This is a genomic window from Thalassococcus sp., from assembly GCF_982780845.1.
Map to the genome: position 1 here is coordinate 1 of NZ_CEYADA010000021.1, position 17,132 is coordinate 17,132.

At 60.4% G+C, this 17,132-nt stretch carries 19 protein-coding genes; 16 read left to right on the forward strand and 3 right to left on the reverse strand.

The features are described 5' to 3' along the window. Window positions 1-263 precede the first annotated feature (263 nt). From AC4FIA_RS17040 to cysE, 16 genes are all read left to right on the forward strand, one after another. Window positions 264-1,448, forward strand: coding sequence for a phage portal protein (locus tag AC4FIA_RS17040; RefSeq protein WP_490366827.1), 1,185 nt, complete (start codon window positions 264-266; stop codon window positions 1,446-1,448). Beyond that, on the forward strand, window positions 1,435-1,668 hold the full coding sequence (locus tag AC4FIA_RS17045) for a GTA head formation protein, RCAP_rcc01685 family (protein WP_490366828.1): 234 nt from the start codon (window positions 1,435-1,437) through the stop codon (window positions 1,666-1,668). Before AC4FIA_RS17040 ends, AC4FIA_RS17045 begins: the two co-directional genes overlap by 14 nt. A gap of 22 nt (window positions 1,669-1,690) precedes the next feature. After that, window positions 1,691-2,233: an HK97 family phage prohead protease gene (locus AC4FIA_RS17050; protein ID WP_490366856.1), complete on the forward strand. Its 543-nt coding sequence runs from the start codon at window positions 1,691-1,693 to the stop codon at window positions 2,231-2,233. Between the two features lie 29 nt (window positions 2,234-2,262). Continuing rightward, window positions 2,263-3,444, forward strand: a complete 1,182-nt coding sequence (locus AC4FIA_RS17055; protein ID WP_490366829.1) for a phage major capsid protein — start codon at window positions 2,263-2,265, stop codon at window positions 3,442-3,444. 164 nt (window positions 3,445-3,608) lie between these two features. Then, on the forward strand, window positions 3,609-4,202 hold the full coding sequence (locus tag AC4FIA_RS17060; RefSeq protein ID WP_490366830.1) for a head-tail connector protein: 594 nt from the start codon (window positions 3,609-3,611) through the stop codon (window positions 4,200-4,202). After that, window positions 4,199-4,537: a head-tail adaptor protein gene (locus tag AC4FIA_RS17065; RefSeq protein ID WP_490366831.1), complete on the forward strand. Its 339-nt coding sequence runs from the start codon at window positions 4,199-4,201 to the stop codon at window positions 4,535-4,537. The genes AC4FIA_RS17060 and AC4FIA_RS17065 overlap by 4 nt, the downstream gene beginning before the upstream one ends. Beyond that, window positions 4,534-4,941 carry a DUF3168 domain-containing protein gene (locus tag AC4FIA_RS17070; RefSeq protein ID WP_488050172.1) on the forward strand — a complete coding sequence of 136 codons (408 nt, stop codon included), beginning with the start codon at window positions 4,534-4,536 and terminating at the stop codon, window positions 4,939-4,941. The genes AC4FIA_RS17065 and AC4FIA_RS17070 overlap by 4 nt, the downstream gene beginning before the upstream one ends. Before the next feature lie 23 nt (window positions 4,942-4,964). Next, on the forward strand, window positions 4,965-5,384 hold the full coding sequence (locus AC4FIA_RS17075) for a phage major tail protein, TP901-1 family (RefSeq protein WP_103910981.1): 420 nt from the start codon (window positions 4,965-4,967) through the stop codon (window positions 5,382-5,384). 2 nt (window positions 5,385-5,386) lie between these two features. After that, window positions 5,387-5,707, forward strand: coding sequence for a gene transfer agent family protein (locus AC4FIA_RS17080; protein ID WP_490366832.1), 321 nt, complete (start codon window positions 5,387-5,389; stop codon window positions 5,705-5,707). Between the two features lie 12 nt (window positions 5,708-5,719). After that, window positions 5,720-5,926 (forward strand): rcc01693 family protein, encoded by a 207-nt coding sequence (locus tag AC4FIA_RS17085; protein WP_490366833.1) that lies wholly within the window; start codon window positions 5,720-5,722, stop codon window positions 5,924-5,926. Next, entirely contained in the window at window positions 5,913-6,563 is a 651-nt protein-coding gene (locus tag AC4FIA_RS17090) for a phage tail tape measure protein (protein WP_488050175.1), read from the forward strand. The genes AC4FIA_RS17085 and AC4FIA_RS17090 overlap by 14 nt, the downstream gene beginning before the upstream one ends. Window positions 6,564-6,575: 12 nt before the next feature. Beyond that, the gene (locus tag AC4FIA_RS17095) at window positions 6,576-7,208 is read left to right on the forward strand and encodes a phage distal tail protein, Rcc01695 family (RefSeq protein ID WP_490366834.1); all 633 of its coding nucleotides are present in this window, start codon (window positions 6,576-6,578) and stop codon (window positions 7,206-7,208) included. Further along, window positions 7,205-8,107 carry a DUF2163 domain-containing protein gene (locus AC4FIA_RS17100; protein ID WP_490366835.1) on the forward strand — a complete coding sequence of 301 codons (903 nt, stop codon included), beginning with the start codon at window positions 7,205-7,207 and terminating at the stop codon, window positions 8,105-8,107. Before AC4FIA_RS17095 ends, AC4FIA_RS17100 begins: the two co-directional genes overlap by 4 nt. After that, the gene (locus tag AC4FIA_RS17105; RefSeq protein ID WP_490366836.1) at window positions 8,104-8,526 is read left to right on the forward strand and encodes an NlpC/P60 family protein; all 423 of its coding nucleotides are present in this window, start codon (window positions 8,104-8,106) and stop codon (window positions 8,524-8,526) included. Before AC4FIA_RS17100 ends, AC4FIA_RS17105 begins: the two co-directional genes overlap by 4 nt. Continuing rightward, window positions 8,526-12,428 carry a baseplate multidomain protein megatron gene (locus AC4FIA_RS17110; RefSeq protein WP_490366837.1) on the forward strand — a complete coding sequence of 1,301 codons (3,903 nt, stop codon included), beginning with the start codon at window positions 8,526-8,528 and terminating at the stop codon, window positions 12,426-12,428. The genes AC4FIA_RS17105 and AC4FIA_RS17110 overlap by 1 nt, the downstream gene beginning before the upstream one ends. A 104-nt stretch (window positions 12,429-12,532) precedes the next feature. Beyond that, entirely contained in the window at window positions 12,533-13,342 is an 810-nt protein-coding gene (gene cysE / locus AC4FIA_RS17115; protein WP_488050180.1) for a serine O-acetyltransferase, read from the forward strand. Between the two features lie 31 nt (window positions 13,343-13,373). On the opposite strand, the gene AC4FIA_RS17120 is transcribed toward cysE, so the two are convergent. The 3 genes from AC4FIA_RS17120 to pdhA are packed head-to-tail and all read right to left on the reverse strand — an operon-like array spanning window position 13,374 to window position 17,106. Then, window positions 13,374-14,678 (reverse strand): pyruvate dehydrogenase complex dihydrolipoamide acetyltransferase, encoded by a 1,305-nt coding sequence (locus AC4FIA_RS17120; protein WP_490366838.1) that lies wholly within the window; start codon window positions 14,676-14,678, stop codon window positions 13,374-13,376. A gap of 45 nt (window positions 14,679-14,723) precedes the next feature. After that, complete coding sequence (locus tag AC4FIA_RS17125) at window positions 14,724-16,100, reverse strand: pyruvate dehydrogenase complex E1 component subunit beta (RefSeq protein WP_490366839.1); 1,377 nt, start codon at window positions 16,098-16,100, stop codon at window positions 14,724-14,726. Window positions 16,101-16,104: 4 nt separating this feature from the next. Beyond that, window positions 16,105-17,106 carry a pyruvate dehydrogenase (acetyl-transferring) E1 component subunit alpha gene (gene pdhA / locus AC4FIA_RS17130; protein ID WP_490366840.1) on the reverse strand — a complete coding sequence of 334 codons (1,002 nt, stop codon included), beginning with the start codon at window positions 17,104-17,106 and terminating at the stop codon, window positions 16,105-16,107. Window positions 17,107-17,132: the final 26 nt, after the last annotated feature.

The following is a 17,132-nucleotide window of genomic DNA, read 5'->3' on the forward strand; positions in this document are numbered from 1 at the left end:
TGTGTCTGATGACCACCAACGGGTTTGAAGGAAAAGGGTCACCGGACCGTGTGGATGCGCTGGTTTGGGCGTTGACCGAACTGGTGTTGCGTGCGCCGCGTTCGGGCCGGCCTACGGTGCGTACGCTGTGATGAATGCCCGTTAAGTTCTGCGTTTTAGAACTGCTTTCAACGACGGCAACGTCAGCGATTTGAACCAGAGACTGATCAGCCCTTGACCGGAGACCGGCGGGGCAGATCAGGCGCAACGAGGAGCGGCAGATCATGGTCTTTAACCTTTTTCGTCAGCGGGCCGAGGCGGACGTGCCAGAAACCAAGGCAAGCGCGACGGGGCCTCTGATTGCCTCTGGCATGGCGGGGCGAGTGGCGTGGTCGTCGCGGGATACGGTGACGCTGACGCGCATGGGCTTTACCGGAAATCCGGTGGGCTTTCGCGCGGTCAAGCTGATTGCCGAGGCGGCGGCGGCGTTGCCTTTGGTGCTTCAGGACCGCGAGCGCCGTTATGATGCGCATCCGCTGGTCAGTCTGCTGCGCCGCCCGAATGCAATGCAGGGCCGTGCCGAGTTGTTCGAGGCGCTTTACGGCCAACTTTTGTTGTCGGGTGACGGGTATGTCGAGGCTGTGGGCGCGGACAGCGGTGCGCCTGTAGAGTTACACGTTTTGCGGTCGGACCGGATGCGTTTGGTGCCGGGCGCGGATGGTTGGCCGGTGGCCTATGAATATACCGTGGGCGCGCGGAAGCATCGGTTTGATGTGTCGGGCCCGGTGTCGCCGCTGTGTCATATCAAGAGCTTTCATCCGCAGGACGACCATTATGGTTTATCGCCGATGCAAGCAGCGGCGCAGGCGATGGATGTGCATAATTCGGCTTCGCGCTGGTCCAAGGGATTGTTGGACAATGCGGCGCGGCCTTCGGGGGCGATTGTGTATCAGGGGCCGGATGGCAGCAGCCTGAGCGCGGATCAATACGACCGTCTGGTGGCTGAGATGGAGACACACCATCAGGGTGCGCGGAATGCGGGGCGACCGATGTTGCTGGAAGGCGGATTGGACTGGAAGCCCATGGGGTTCAGTCCGGCGGATATGGAATTTCAGAAAACCAAAGAGGCCGCAGCGCGCGAGATCGCCATCGCCTTTGGCGTGCCGCCGATGTTGTTGGGGATTCCGGGCGAGGCGACGTTCTCGAACTACCAAGAGGCGCATCGTGCGTTCTATCGCCTGACAGTGTTGCCACTGGCGACGCGGGTGGCGGCGTCTTTGGGCGCATGGTTGTCCGAGTTCGTCGGCGAAGAGATCGAGATCAAGCCGGATCTGGATCAGGTGTCTGCGCTGTCTGCCGAACGGGATGCCCAGTGGGAACGGATCGGCAAGGCCGGTTTCCTGACCGACGCGGAAAAGCGGATGATGTTGGGTCTGCCTGCATTGGCTGAAGGCGATGGTCTTGAGTGAGATGCGCCCGCGCTACGAAAGCTTTGATTGCGCGCCGGGTTTGCGGCTTGAGGCGCATGAGCGGGTGACGGAGCTGCAATTCAAAAGCATCGCGGGGCGTTTGCAACGTCTTGAGGCGTTGATGGAGCGGTTGGAAAAGCGGCTTTGGCTGACGGTCTATGGCGTGGTGGCGGTGATCTTGGCGCAGGCATTTCAAGGCCTGCTTGCCGTGGGGCCCTGATGGAAAGGCGAATGGGGAAATGATGGATCTGGAACGTAAGTTTTGCCGGTTCGATGCGGATTTGACGGTGACGGATGGTGCTGTGATCGAAGGCTATGCATCGCTGTTCGGGGCCTGTGATCAGGGCAATGATGTGGTGGGTAAGGGTGCTTACGGTGCATCACTGACGCGGTTGGCGGCAGAGAACCGCGCGGTGAAAATGCTGTGGCAGCACGATCCGGCGCAACCCATCGGCATCTGGGACGAGGTGCGCGAGGACAGCAAGGGTCTGTACGTAAAAGGCCGTTTGCTGGAGAGCGTTGAAAAGGGGCGCGAGGCGGCGGCCTTGGTGGCGGCAGGCGCGATTGACGGGCTGTCGATCGGTTACCGCACGATCCGCGCGACGAAGAATGACAAGGGCCAGAGGCTCTTGACCGAGGTGGAGCTTTGGGAGGTGTCGCTGGTGACCTTCCCGATGCTTCCGAGTGCACGGGTTGCGGCAAAGGGCGACAGTCTGGAAGCCGAGGTCCTGCATGAACTGGCGCAGGCGCTTGAGGGTGCGCGCCGCGAGATGGCGGGCGACTAACCCCCGCCGACACCTGAAGGAAAACGATGATGACTATGACCGAGACCAGTTCTCGGGCCGGAGGAGATGTGTCTCCGGCCACCCGTGTCGGCTCTGCTTTGGCGGGGCTGGTCGGGGACATCAAAGGCCTGCGGGCCGATCTGACGGCGAAACTTACTCAACAGGAAGAGCGACTGAACATGCTTGATCGTAAAACTGCACTTGCGGGCGCACGCCCGGCCCTGTCCACAGCTGCGGAAATCGAGCCGCCGCATCAGAAAGCGTTCAACGCCTATGTGCGTAGCGGCGATGACGATGGCCTGCGCCATCTGGAGCTGGAAGGCAAAGCCATGAACACGGCGGTGAACTCCGATGGTGGCTATCTGGTTGATCCCAAAACGTCCGAGACGGTTCAGTCGGTTCTGGCCTCGAGCGCGTCGATCCGTGCGATTGCCAATGTGGTCCAGGTCGAGGCGTCTTCCTTTGATGTTCTGGTCGACCAGAACGACACCGGCGCGGGTTGGGCGAACGAGGTTGATCCAACATCCGAGACTGGCACGCCTACCGTCGATCGTATCTCGATCCCGCTGTACGAACTGAACGCCATGCCTAAAGCCAGCCAGCGTCTGTTGGACGATGCGGCCTTTGATATCGAGGCTTGGCTGGCGGGCCGTATTGCCGACAAGTTCACCCGAGCCGAAGCGCAGGCCTTTGTGTCCGGTGACGGCATCGACAAGCCGCGTGGTTTCCTGACCGCGCCGACGGTGGATGACGCGGTTTGGGCCTGGGGCAATCTGGGCACTGTTGCGACAGGTGTGGACGGTGATCTGGGCGACGGCGATGCGATCATCGATCTGGTCTATGCGCTGGGCGCGCAGTACCGCGCCAAGGGTACATTCGTAATGAATTCCAAAACCGCCGGCGCGCTGCGCAAGCTGAAGGATGCAGATGGTCGCCATCTTTGGTCGGACGGTCTGGCCGCCGGCGAGCCTGCGCGTCTGCTGGGCTATCCGGTGTTGATTGCCGAAGACATGCCCGACATCGGGTCGGCCACAACGCCGATTGCCTTTGGCGATTTCTCGGTCGGTTACACCATTGCGGAACGTCCCGATCTGCGCGTGCTGCGCGACCCGTTCAGCGCCAAGCCGCATGTGCTGTTTTATGCGACCAAGCGCATTGGTGGTGACGTGACAGACTTTGCCGCGATCAAGCTGCTGAGCTGCTCGGTCTAATTCCGGGACATGAGATGTGTGTGCCCAGACGGGCGCACACAGAGGGTGCGCATCAAGTGAGTGCTTGCGTTGTCCAGCTGCTCCTCTCCGTCCGAGCAACGTGAGTGGTGCGCGCCCGACTTGGCTTGGTGAGTGAGCCGGACAGAAGTTTGCGGAGAAAGATCATGATGTTGGTCGAAGAGACATTTGTGCCCGAGCGCGCCTTGCCTGTCGATGCGCTTAAGCGGCATCTGCGGTTGGGACGGGGATTTGCCGAAGACGATGTTCAGGACGAGGTGCTGGCCTCATTTTTGCGGGCGGCTTTGGCTGCGGTCGAGGCACGGACAGGTAAGGCGCTGATCCGCCGCGCGTTTTTGCTGAGTGTGCGAGAGTGGTCTGCTGGCGATGTTCAGAACCTGCCGATTGCGCCGGTGGCGTCGATCCTTGGTCTGGATATCGTGGATCGCTTTGGTGCGGTGACGGCGATTGATCCGGTGACCGTGCAGCTTGAGGCCGATGCGCATTTCCCGCGTCTGAAATCGATAACCAGCGCGTTGTCCGGTATCCCGAGCGGTGGCACGGCAGAGGTGCGGTTCGAGGCAGGATACAGCACGGAGTTTACCGGTCTGCCAGCAGATCTACAGCAAGCGGTTCTGCTGCTGGCGGCGCATTATTACGAATATCGCGATGAAACTGCCTTGGGTCAGGGATGCATGCCGTTCGGTGTCAGCAGCCTGCTGGCGCGGTTCCGTCCGATGCGTCTGGGGGCACGGGCATGAAGCATGCGCGTTTGAACTTGTCGGCTATCCTTGAGGCGCGCGCGCTGGTTCCTGACGGGGCAGGCGGGCAGGCGTCGCAGTGGCAGGAACTGGGGCAGTTGTGGGTTGCGTTAAATCCCCGTGGCGGGCGCTTGGTACAGGCAGACGGCGGTGCTGTGGCCGAGACGCGCCACCGGATCACGACGCGTGCCGCCCCTGTTGGCCATGCGAACCGCCCTGAACCGGGGCAGCGCCTGCGCGTCGGGTCCCGTCTGTTTCATATCAAGGCGGTGCATGAGGCGGATTTCGACGGTCGCTTTCTGACCTGTCTGGCCGAAGAGGAGCGTGTGGCATGAGCTATCAGGCGTCGGCCGCGCTACAGGCGGCGATCTATGCGCAGTTGCAGGGTGATGCGGATGTCACCGGCTTGGTAGGCGCGCATATCTACGATGAAATGCCGACAGGCACTTTGCCCACGTTGTTCGTGGCGCTGGGCGGGGAAGAGGTGCGCGACGCCTCGGACGTGACCGCGAATGGCGCGTGGCACGATCTGACCGTCAGCGTCATCAGCGACGCCAGCGGCTTCCAGACAGCAAAACGTGCGGCCGGTGCGGTCAACGACAGCCTGCACGAGGCCGATCTGACCTTGGCGGTCGGGCAGTTGGTATTTCTGCGATTTCTTAAAGCGCGCGCCAAGCGCGGCAAATCAGGTGGGCGGCAGATTGATCTGACATTCCGCGCCCGCGTGGACCTTATCTGATTATCTAAAACGGAGTGAGCGATATGGCTGCCCAGAATGGTAAAGACCTGCTGATCAAGGTTGATCTGACCGGTGACGGACAATTCCACACGATGGCGGGCCTGCGCGCAACGCGCGTCAGTTTCAATGCCGAGGCCGTGGACGTGACGTCGTTGGAAAGCGAAGGCGGCTGGCGTGAATTGCTGGGCGGTGCGGGTGTGCGCAGCGCGGCGATCAGCGGCTCGGGTGTGTTCCGTGATGGCGACACGGACGAACGCGCGCGCCAGATCTTCTTTGATGGCGAGACGCCGAATTTTCAGGTGATCATTCCCGATTTTGGCCGCGTCGAAGGCGCGTTTCAGGTCACGTCGCTGGAGTATGCGGGCACCTATAACGGCGAGGCCACCTATGAGATGTCGCTGGCCTCTGCCGGTGCGCTCAGCTTCGTCGCGGCGGCGGTCTGATCATGGCGAACCCCTGGCGCGGAGAAGTGGCGATTGTGCTGGATGGTCAGCGGCATGTGATGCGGCTGACACTGGGGGCATTGGCGGAACTGGAGGCGGGGCTGGGTGACGAAACGCTGGTCGAGCTTGTGCAGCGTTTTGAAGCTGGCCGGTCGTCGACCCGTGATGTGCTGGCCTTGATCGTTGCGGGTCTTCGCGGCGGGGGCTGGCAGGGCCGTGCCGAGGATTTGATGCAAATCGAGATTGAAGGCGGGCCGCTGGCTGCGGCGCGAGCGGCGGCAGAGCTTTTGGTGTGGGCGTTTGCCCTGCCGGATCAGGCGTAAGGTTTACGCGTGATGCGGTTTGAATGGGCCGAAATGCTTGCGGCGGGGGTGCACCGTTTGGGGCTTAAGCCGGATGACTTCTGGCGTCTGACCCCTGCCGAGCTGGAGTTGATGTTGGGGCAAAAGGCAGGGCCGCGCCCGATGGGGCGAGATCGGCTTGATGCCTTGGTCGCGGCCTTTCCCGACGAGATAGGAGAGATGACGGATGAGCAGCTTTGAAAACCTTGATGATCAAGCTGACGCGCTTGAGAAATCACTGACGGGCGCGGCAGGAATGGCGGCGGCGTTCAACACGGAACTGTCCCGCATTCGCACGACGTTCGACGCCACAAGCGATGGTGCGCGTCGCCTTAACACATCTCTGTCCAGCGGTGTCAGTCGCGCGATTGATGGCGTTGTTCTGGACGGAATGCGTTTGTCAGACGCGCTGCAAACGGTGGCGCAATCCATGATCAACACGGCCTATCGCGCGGCGGTCAAACCGGTGGCGGATCACCTTAGCGGGATGATCACTGCGGGCGCCGGCCAGATATTTGGCGCGATGTCGCCCTTTGCAGATGGCGCGGCGTTCAGCCAGGGGCGGGTGATGCCCTTTGCCAATGGGGGTGTCGTGTCGGGCCCGGTCACGTTTCCAATGCGGGGTGGCACCGGATTGATGGGCGAGGCCGGGCCAGAGGCAATCATGCCTTTGGCGCGTGGGCCGGATGGCAAGCTGGGCGTGCGTGGCGGGGGCGGTGGGTCTTCGACCGTGGTGTTCAACATCACGACGCCCGATGTTGACGGCTTCCGCAGATCGCAAAGCCAGATCGCAACCCAGATGACCCGTGTTCTGGCCCGTAGCCAGCGCAACCGATAAGGAGGTCTGCCCATGTCCTTTCACGAAATCCGCTTTCCAGCGCGTCTGAGCTTCGGGTCCCACGGTGGCCCCGAACGGCGCACCGATATTGTGACGCTGGCCAATGGTCATGAAGAGCGTAACAGCCCGTGGGCCCATTCGCGCCGTCGCTATGACGCGGGCATCGGGATGCGGTCTTTGGACGATATCGAGGCGTTAATTGCTTTCTTTGAAGCGCGCCACGGGCAACTGCACGGATTCCGCTGGAAGGACTGGTCAGACTTCAAATCCTGCAAACCGTCGCAGGATATTGGTCGCGAAGATCAGGTGATCGCCCATGGCGACGGACAGGCAACAGTGTTCCAACTGTCCAAGACCTATCGCTCGGGCGAGCAGACCTATGTGCGCCCGATCCAAAAGCCTGTTCCTGGTTCTGTAATCGTAGCCGTGCATGGCGTGGACCAGACGGAAGGCGTGCATTTTGAACTGGACGATGAAACGGGCGTCCTGACATTCTTTGCGCCGCCGTTCGACGGTGCGGTGATTTCGGCTGGATACGAATTTGATGTGCCGGTCCGCTTTGACACAGACCGCATCCAGACCAGCATGGCGAACTTTCAGGCCGGTGAAGCGCCCAGCGTTCCAGTGGTGGAGATCCGCGTATGAGCGTTGCTGAGCTTGAGGCGCATTTGGGCACAGGCCACACGACCGTGTCGCGCTGTTGGAAAATCACACGCAATGACGGAGAGGTTCTGGGCTTTACCGATCATGACCGTGATCTGTCCTTTGACGGTGTGGATTTTAAGGCCGAGACCGGATTGAGCGCGATGGCGTTGCAACAGGGCACGGGCTTGGCCGTTGATAACACCGAAGCGCTGGGGGCCTTGTCGTCTACGGCTATTCGCGAGGAAGACATTGAAACCGGTCGCTATGACGGGGCCGAGGTTCTGGCCTATCTGGTCAACTGGTCTGATGTCAGCCAGCGTAAGGTGCTGTTCCGCGGGTTTATCGGCGAAGTGCGCCGCACGGACGGGCAGTTTCAGGCAGAATTGCGTGGTCTGACGGATCTGCTGAACCGTCCCATCGGGCGCGCCTATCAAAAGCCCTGTACGGCGGTGTTCGGGGATCGGTCCTGTGGTGTTGATCTGGACGCGCCGGGGATGGTTGCGACAGTCGTCGTGCAGGACGTGCCTGAGCGGTTGAAGGTGCGATTTAACGCCTTGCATGGCTATGATGCGGGGTGGTTCGAACGCGGTGCCTTTCAGGTGATCGACGGCGCAGCGCATGGTCTGAGCGTCGCCATCAAGCGGGATATCACGTTGGCTGACGGATCGCGCGAAATAGAACTTTGGCAAAGCCTGCGTGCGGAGTTGGCGGCAGGTGACACAGTTCGATTGGTCGCGGGCTGTGACAAGCGGTTTGACACTTGCGTCGGCAAGTTTGCCAATGGCGTCAACTTTCAGGGTTTTCCAGACATTCCTGGCGAAGATTGGATGATCTCGCAGCCTTCGAAAAACGCGCAGCGGAAATCCAAGCGCAAGGGCGTGAACTGGATCAGGTTATGATCGCTGCGGTCGCAGAAGCGCGGCGCTGGATCGGGACGCCTTATGTGCATCAGGCCTCGACGATTGGGGCGGGGTGTGACTGCCTTGGGTTGCTGCGCGGTGTGTGGCGCGGGCTTTATGGGGCTGAACCCGAAACGCCGCCTGCCTATACGATGGACTGGTCCGAACCACAGGGCGATGAACGCTTGTGGCGCGCAGCCAAGCGGCATTTGTTGCCGCGGCCTATGGGGCAGCCTGAGGCCGGCGACGTGTTACTGTTCCGGATGCGTGACGGCGCAGTCGCCAAACATCTGGGCATCGCCAGCGAACAGGGCTTTATCCATTCCTATTCCGGTCATGGCGTTATCGAAAGCGCCCTGACCAAGCCGTGGCAACGCAGAATTGCCGCGCGATTTGCCTTTCCCAAGGAGATTCAGTGATGGCGACGGTGCTTCTTTCGGCTGCGGGTGCGGCAATTGGTGGGTCTATTGGGGGAACGGTTTTGGGGCTGTCAGCTGTCGCCGCTGGCCGTTTTGTCGGCGCGACGCTGGGCCGTGCGATTGACCAGCGGCTGATGGGGCAAGGGGCCGAAACGATTGAGACGGGCCGTATCGAACGGTTCCGTCTGTCCGGCGCCAGCGAAGGATCGGGTATTCCGCGTGTTTATGGCCGGATGCGTGTTGGCGGGCAGGTCATTTGGGCCGGCCCGTTCATCGAAAAACGCAAAACGTCTGGTGGGGGCGGCGGCAAGGGGTCGCCAAGCCAGCCGACTGTCAAAACCTACAGCTACAGCGTGTCGGTTGCGATTGCGCTGTGCGAAGGCGAGATTACGTCGGTCAATCGCGTCTGGGCGGATGGCGATGAAATCGCGGTGCCGGACCTGAATATGCGGGTCTACAAGGGCGACCGAAACCAGTTGCCCGACCCAAAAATCGAAGCATTTGAGGGAACAGGCAACGTGCCTGCCTATCGCGGCACGGCCTACGTCCTGTTCGAGGATTTGCAGCTTGAACAATTCGGCAACCGAATTCCCCAGTTCAGCTTTGAGGTGACGCGCCCGTCCTTGAACGAGGGCGACGTGCCGCATCAGATCAATGCGGTCGCGTTGTTGCCCGGTTCGGGGGAATATGCGCTATCCACAACGCCACGCTTTAAGAAGACCGGTACGGGCAAAAAGACCGCTGTGAACGTGCATTCGCCGTCCGAGCAGGCAGATTTTGTGACCTCGTTGAACATGTTGTCGGACGAGGCCCCGAATTGCCGGGCCGTGTCTGTGGTGGTCAGCTGGTTTGGCGATGACCTGCGCGCTGGCCATTGCGCCCTGCGCCCGAAGGTCGAACAAACGCGCCACGAGATCGGCAAAAGCGCGTGGCGCGTGTCCGGTCTGTCGCGAAGCGCTGCGCAGGTCGTGCCATCGGACGACGATGGGATTGTCTATGGCGGTACGCCTAACGATGCCTCGGTGATTGAAGCAATCCAAGCCATTCAGGCCAAGGGGCAAGAGGTTATGTTCTACCCCTTTATCCTGATGGATCAGCTTGCAGGAAACGGGTTGGTCGACCCGTGGTCAGGCGAGGCGGATCAATCTGCGTTGCCCTGGCGTGGGCGTATCACGACGTCTTTGGCACCCAATATGGCTGGCACGACGGATGGCACCGCCGCCGCACGGTCCGAGGTCGCGGCTTTTTTCGGGACGGCGACCGCCTCGGACTTCACGATTGGCAGTGGGTCTGTTGGCTACTCGGGGGCTGATGAATGGGGCTTTCGCCGGTTCATTCTGCACTACGCAGCGCTGTGCAAAGTTGCGGGCGGTGTGGAAAGTTTCTGTATCGGGTCCGAGATGCGCGGGCTGACGCAAATCCGCGATGATCAGGGCTTTCCTGCCGTTGATCAGTTGCGCGATCTGGCGGCAGAGGTCCGCACCATTCTGGGGCCGGATACCAAGATCGGATATGCCGCCGATTGGTCCGAATATTTCGGCTATCATCCGCAGGACGGCTCGGGTGATGTGTATTTTCATCTTGATCCGCTGTGGGCCGATCCGAACATCGACTTCGTCGGCATCGACAACTACATGCCGCTGTCGGATTGGCGCGACGGGCGTGACCACGCGGATGCGGTTTGGGGGCATATTCACAACGTGGATTACCTGAAGTCGAACGTCGAAGGTGGCGAGGGCTATGACTGGTACTACCCGTCGCCCGAGGCCGTCGCTGCCCAGCGCCGAGAACACATCACCGATGGTGCACATGGCGAGGATTGGATCTACCGCTACAAGGATATCCGGTCGTGGTGGACGAATTCGCACCATAACCGTGTCGGCGGCGTTCGTTCGGATGCGCCAACAGCGTGGGAACCGCAATCAAAGCCGATCTGGTTCACAGAACTTGGCTGTGCAGCCATCGATAAGGGCACAAACCAACCGAATGTGTTCCTTGATCCGAAGTCGTCGGAAAGCCATATGCCGCGCGCGTCAAACGGGCGGCGTGATGATCTGATCCAGCGGCAATACCTGCGCGCGATGCATGGCTATTGGGGCGATCCCGCGAACAACCCTGTATCGGTGCATTATGAAGCCCCAATGATCGACATGACCCACGCATTTGTGTGGGCATGGGATGCACGGCCTTATCCGTGGTTTCCGTCGATGTCGGATACTTGGTCGGACGGTGGAAATTACCGTCGCGGTCACTGGATCACTGGGCGAATTTCTGGCTGCACCTTGGCTTCTGTGGTGGAAGACATCTGCGCGCGCTGTGGCGTGACCGAGATCGATGTCTCTAGCCTGCATGGTTTTGTCCGTGGGTTCCACGAAGCGGATGTGGCCAGCGGACGCGCGGCGTTGCAATCGCTTATGCTGGCTTACGGATTTGATGCGGTAGAGCGTGACGGCGTCCTGCGGTTCCAGATGCGGACCGATCCGCTTGTGACCGACATTGACCGGAATGCTCTGGTGATCAGTGGCGATCTGGACGGCGCCCTGAGCCACACCCGCGCGAATGAGGCTGAAATGGCCGGACGTGTCCGGTTGCGGTTCTTTGAGGCCGACGGCGATCACGCGATCCGCGCCGAAGAAGTCGTTCATCCCGAGGATGAAACGCACTCGGTATCCGAAAGCGAACTGCCTCTGTCGATGACCAGCGCGGAAGGGCGGCTAACGCTTGAACGCTGGCTGGCTGAATCGCGGATTGCGCGGGATACGCTGCACTTTGGCCTTCCTCCTTCCCAGTCTTATCTGGGCGCTGGAGACGTCATCCGAATCGAAAGCGCGGGCCTTCCGATCACTGCGCGGATCGACCGGATCGAGCAGGGAGATTACCAGCAGATTGATGCGACGCGGATCGAGCCTGCGGTGCATGATGTTCCTGACTTCCCCGAAGCTGTGCCCGCTTTGTCAGGATTTACGCCTGTAACACCGGTTCTGCCCATGTTTATGGATTTGCCCTTGATGCGGGGCGACGAAGCTGAACATGCGCCTTACATGGCTGTCACCGCCGACCCGTGGCCCGGGGCCGTCGCGCTGTATTCGTCGGCTACCGATGCGGGTTACGAGGTGAATACGTTGATCGAACAGGGCGCGATCATCGGCGAAACCGAAACCGTCTTGCCGGCGGCCATGTCCGGTTTGGTCGACCGTGGCGATGATCTGCAAATCAAACTGGTCACAGGAAGCCTCGAGTCCGTCACAGAAGAAGCCCTGCTGTCAGGTGCGAATATGATGGCGATTGGGGATGGGTCGCCGGACAATTGGGAAATCTTTCAGTTCCGCGATGCAACACTTGTCACAGCAGATACGTGGAGACTTGGACACCGGTTGCGTGGTCAATTCGGCACGGATGGCGTGATGCCGCGGGAATGGCCTGTTGGCTCTTACGTGGTGCTGCTGGATGGTTCCGCACTGCAAATTTCACTGGCGGCGTCCGCAAAACGGCAGTTGCGCCACTACCGGATTGGTCCGGCCAGCAGGCCCTATGATGACCCGAGCTATGAGTATGTCTCGCATGCCTTCAACGGCAATGGTGCGCGCCCGTACCGTCCGGCACATCTTCAGGCACGGGACGCCGCAGGGGATATTTCGGTCAGCTGGGTCCGCCGGACCCGCATTGACGGGGACAGCTGGGATCTGAGTGACGTGCCGCTTGGCGAAAGCAACGAAAGCTATCACCTGCGCATTGTGCAAGCGGGACAAACCGTTCGTGAAGCTGTCGTGTCTCAGCCTGAATGGACTTACACGCAGGCCCAACGTGCCTCTGATCTTGTCACTGGCGAATATTCGATCGAAGTTGCGCAGGTTTCGGAAACCTATGGATCGGGGCCATATGCAACGATCACCCTTTCTTAGGGTGATCAAAATCAACATTCGCGTTTGTGATATTTTACATCACCTCTTTGCGTTTCCGATCCGCGACATATCTGCTATGGTCAACGCGTTAAACGGAGGGCGCAATGGCCAAAACCAAAGCAAAAGTTGAAAAACTTGATCCGGTTTGGGCACGGATTCTGACCGAGGCAGAAGATGCTGTTCGGGACGAGCCGCTGCTGGGTGGGCTTGTGCATTATTCGGTGCTGCATCACCCGACAATCGAGCGGGCGTTGAGTTACCGGATTTCGCTGAAGCTGGCGAATGGCGAAATGTCCGAGCAGATTCTGCGCGAGATTTGTGATGAGGCGCACGCCTCTGATCCGGATTTGGCGCTGGCAGCGCGTGCAGATATCGTCGCCGTCTACGAACGCGATCCGGCATGCCATCGCTTCCTGCAGCCCTTGCTGTATTTCAAAGGCTTTCAGGCGATCCAGTCCTACCGTGTGGCCAACTGGCTGTGGCGTCAGGGGCGGCATGATCTGGCGTATATGTTCCAGATGCGCTGCTCTGAGGTCTTTGGCGTCGATATCCACCCTGCTGCAAAAATCGGCCGTGGGATCATGATCGACCACGCGCATTCCATCGTGATCGGTGAAACCGCTGTGGTGGGTGACAACGTTTCAATGCTGCATTCCGTGACGCTCGGCGGTACCGGTAAGGAAGAAGAAGACCGTCACCCCAAGATTGGCGATGGCGTTCTGATCGGCGCGGGTGCCAAGGTTCTGGGCAATATCAAGATCGGCAACTGCTCACGCATTGCAGCGGGTTCCGTGGTGCTGGAAGAGGTGCCGCCGATGAAAACAGTCGCGGGCGTTCCGGCACGCATCGTGGGCGAGGCGGGCTGTTCGCAGCCGTCGATCAATATGGATCAACTGATCCGTGGTGGCGCGTAAGCCGTTTTGATGGTTGGAAAATGTTGGCCGTTCAGGCCAACATTGAAACCGGATTTTCCAGATTATCACAAATCGCGCTGAGAAGCTGCGCGCCAAGGGCACCGTCGATAACGCGGTGATCTACCGACAGGGTCATGGACATAACCGTCGCGACAGCGACGTCACCGCTGTCGCGTACGACAGGCTTCTTGATCCCCGCGCCGACGGCAAGGATGGCGCCGTGGGGCGGGTTGATGACCGCGTCGAAGTTTTCGATGCCGAACATGCCCAAGTTGGAAATCGCAAAGCTGCCGCCCTGATATTCATGGGGGGCCAATTTTTTGTCACGCGCGCGCGCTGCCAAATCTTTCATCTGGCTGGAAAGGGACGACAGGCTTTGGGTCTCTGCATCCCGAAGAACGGGTGTAAAGAGCCCGCCTTCAATGGCCACTGCGACGGCGACGTCCGACGGTTTCAGCCGCAAGATACGATCACCTGCCCAAATCGCGTTGGCATCCGGCACCTCTTGCAGCGCCATAGCGCAGGCTTTGATAATAAAGTCGTTGACTGACAGTTTCACGCCCCGTGCCGCCAGCTTGGCGTTCATCTTGGCGCGGGCTTCCAGCAGCGTGTCGATTTCAACTGATCGGCGCAGATAGAAATGCGGGACGGTTTGTTTGGCTTCCGTCAACCGCTCCGCAATGGTGCGGCGCATGTTGTCGAGAGGCACCTCGGTGGTTTCGCGGTCCGCGTAGATTTTTGTAATGGGATCGGACGAAACGGACGGTGCCATGGGGCGCGGTGCTACGGGCATTGGTTCTGCGGCAGGGGCAGGGGCGGCAACAGCTGTGCCAGCGCCATCGGCCTTCAAAACATCAGCCTTGGTGATGCGCCCGCGAGGACCAGAGCCTGAGATCTGCGCAAGGTCGAGACCTTTTTCCGAAGCCAGCCGGCGCGCCAGTGGGGTCGCGAAAATCCGGTCGCCAGCGTCTGTGGCAGGGGCGGCAGGCGCGGGCTTCGCGGGGTGTCCTTCGGACACCGCCTTGTCGCCCGCTGTGGCCTGCGCCGCTGGCGCCGTGGCCACGGGCGTCGCGCCCAGATCGTCGGCGGTTTCGCCATCTTCCAGCAGGATCGCGATGGGCGTGTTGACCTTCACGTTTCCGGTACCTTCAGCGATCAGAATTTTGCCGATTTTACCTTCGTCCACGGCTTCAAATTCCATGGTCGCTTTGTCGGTTTCAATCTCGGCGATGACATCACCGGATTGGACGGTGTCGCCTTCTTTCACCAGCCATTTTGCCAGCGTGCCTTCCTCCATCGTGGGGGACAGGGCGGGCATCAGGATTTCAATCGGCATGGGGCACCTCTTGGGTGGGGGCGGTCCGGAAGTGGGCGAGCGGTGTCATCGGTAGCAGACCTGTTTGGCTGCGGCGATGACCTCGGGCGTGGTGACCAGCGCCAGTTTCTCAAGGTTCGCGGCGTAGGGCATGGGGACGTCCTTGCCGGTCAAGTTGACGACCGGTGCGTCGAGGTAATCGAAGGCCTCTTGCATCAGAACGGCCGAGATATGGTTGCCGATCGAGGCGACAGGCCAGCCTTCTTCGACGGTAATGCACCGGTTGGTTTTCTTGACGCTTTCAATCACGGTTGCGGTGTCGATGGGGCGCAGGGTGCGCAGGTCGATGACCTCGGCGCTGATGCCGTCTTGTGCGAGCGCATCGGCCGCTTCCAAAGCATAGGTCATACCGATGCCGAAGCTGACGATGGTGACGTCGGTGCCTTCGCGCCAAACGCGGGCCTTGCCGAAGGGAATTGTGAAGTCGTCCATCACCGGCACGTCAAAGCTGCGCCCGTAAAGGATTTCGTTTTCAAGAAAGATCACAGGGTTCGGATCGCGAATGGCGGTTTTCATCAGGCCTTTGGCGTCGGAGGCCGAGTAGGGCATGACGACCTTCAGGCCCGGAACATGGGCGTACCATGCGGCGTAGTCCTGACTGTGCTGGGCCGCGACGCGGGCCGCCGCACCGTTGGGGCCGCGGAAGACGATGGGACAGCCCATCTGACCACCGGACATATAGAGCGTTTTGGCGGCCGAGTTGACGATCTGGTCCATGGCCTGCATGGCGAAGTTGAAGGTCATGAATTCGACGATGGGGCGCAGGCCACCGAATGCCGCTCCGACCGCGAGGCCTGCAAAGCCGTGTTCGGTGATGGGCGTGTCGATCACCCGTTTGCTGCCGAATTCGTCCAAAAGACCTTGCGAGATTTTGTAGGCGCCTTGGTATTCCGCCACTTCTTCGCCCATCAGGAAGACATCGCCGTCGCGGCGCATTTCTTCGGCCATGGCGTCGCGGATCGCTTCGCGGACGGTCATGGAGCGGGTCCTGGTGCCCTCGGGCCAATCCGGTGTTCTGTCTGGCTGCGGTGCGGCGGGTGCAGAGTTCGCGGAGCCCCCTGCGGGGGCCGCCTTGGCCTCTGCTGTGGCCTGCGCCGCTGGCGCCGTGGCCACGGGCGTGGCGCTAACCTCGATCGTTTCGCCTTCTTCTGCGAGGATCGCGATGGGAGTGTTCACCTTCACGTTCGCCGTTCCAGCGGGCACCAGAATTTTGCCAACGCGGCCTTCGTCAACCGCTTCGAATTCCATCGTGGCTTTGTCTGTTTCGATCTCGGCAATCACATCACCCGCGGCGACGGTGTCGCCTTCTTTGACCAACCATTTGGCGAGCGTGCCTTCTTCCATCGTGGGCGACAGGGCGGGCATCAGGATTTCTGTTGTCATGGTCTTAACCCTCCACCTGCGCGTAGATATCTGTCCAAAGTTCCGCCGGATCGGGTTCGGGGCTTTCGCGGGCGAAATCGGCGGCTTCGTTGACGATGGATTTAATTTCCTTGTCGATGGCTTTCAGATCGTCCTCGGTCGCTGATTTCGCCTCGAGCAGCATCTGGCGGACGTGATCGATCGGGTCCCGTTCATCGCGCATTTTCTGCACCTCTTCGCGGGTGCGGTATTTCGCCGGATCGGACATGGAGTGGCCGCGATAGCGATAGGTTTTGATTTCCAGAATGTAGGGGCCTTTGCCTGCGCGGCAGTGGAGTGTCGCCTTTTCGGCCGCATCGCGCACGGCGAGGACGTCCATGCCGTCCACTTCTTCGCCTTCAATGCCGTAGGCGCGGCCGCGTTCGAACAGCGACTTGGATTTGGTCGACCGCTTCACGCTGGTGCCCATGGCGTATTGGTTGTTTTCGATGACGAAGATCACCGGCAGGTCCCACAGTTCGGCCATGTTGTAGGTCTCATAGACCTGGCCCTGATTGGCTGCGCCATCGCCGAAGTAGCAGAAGGTCACGTTATGTTCGCCACGGTATTTGTCCGAGAATGCCAAGCCTGCACCAATGGGCACCTGTGCGCCGACAATGCCATGGCCGCCGTAGAAATGCTTTTCGCGGCTGAACATATGCATCGAGCCGCCTTTGCCGTTGGAATAGCCACCTTCGCGGCCCGTCAGTTCGGCCATAACGCCCTTGGGGTCCATGCCGCAGGCCAGCATATGGCCGTGGTCACGGTAGGATGTCAGGCGTTTGTCGTTCTTGCGCGCGACGGCTTCGATGCCGACAACCACGGCCTCTTGACCGATATATAGGTGACAGAAACCGCCAATCAGGCCCATGCCATACAGCTGACCTGCTTTTTCCTCGAACCGGCGGATTAGCAGCATGTCGCGATAGTATTTCAGCAGCTCATCCGCATCCGCCGTGGGGGCAGAGGTTTTCTTGCGTGTGGCCATGGCTGAACCCTCCCAGTTCAATCGTT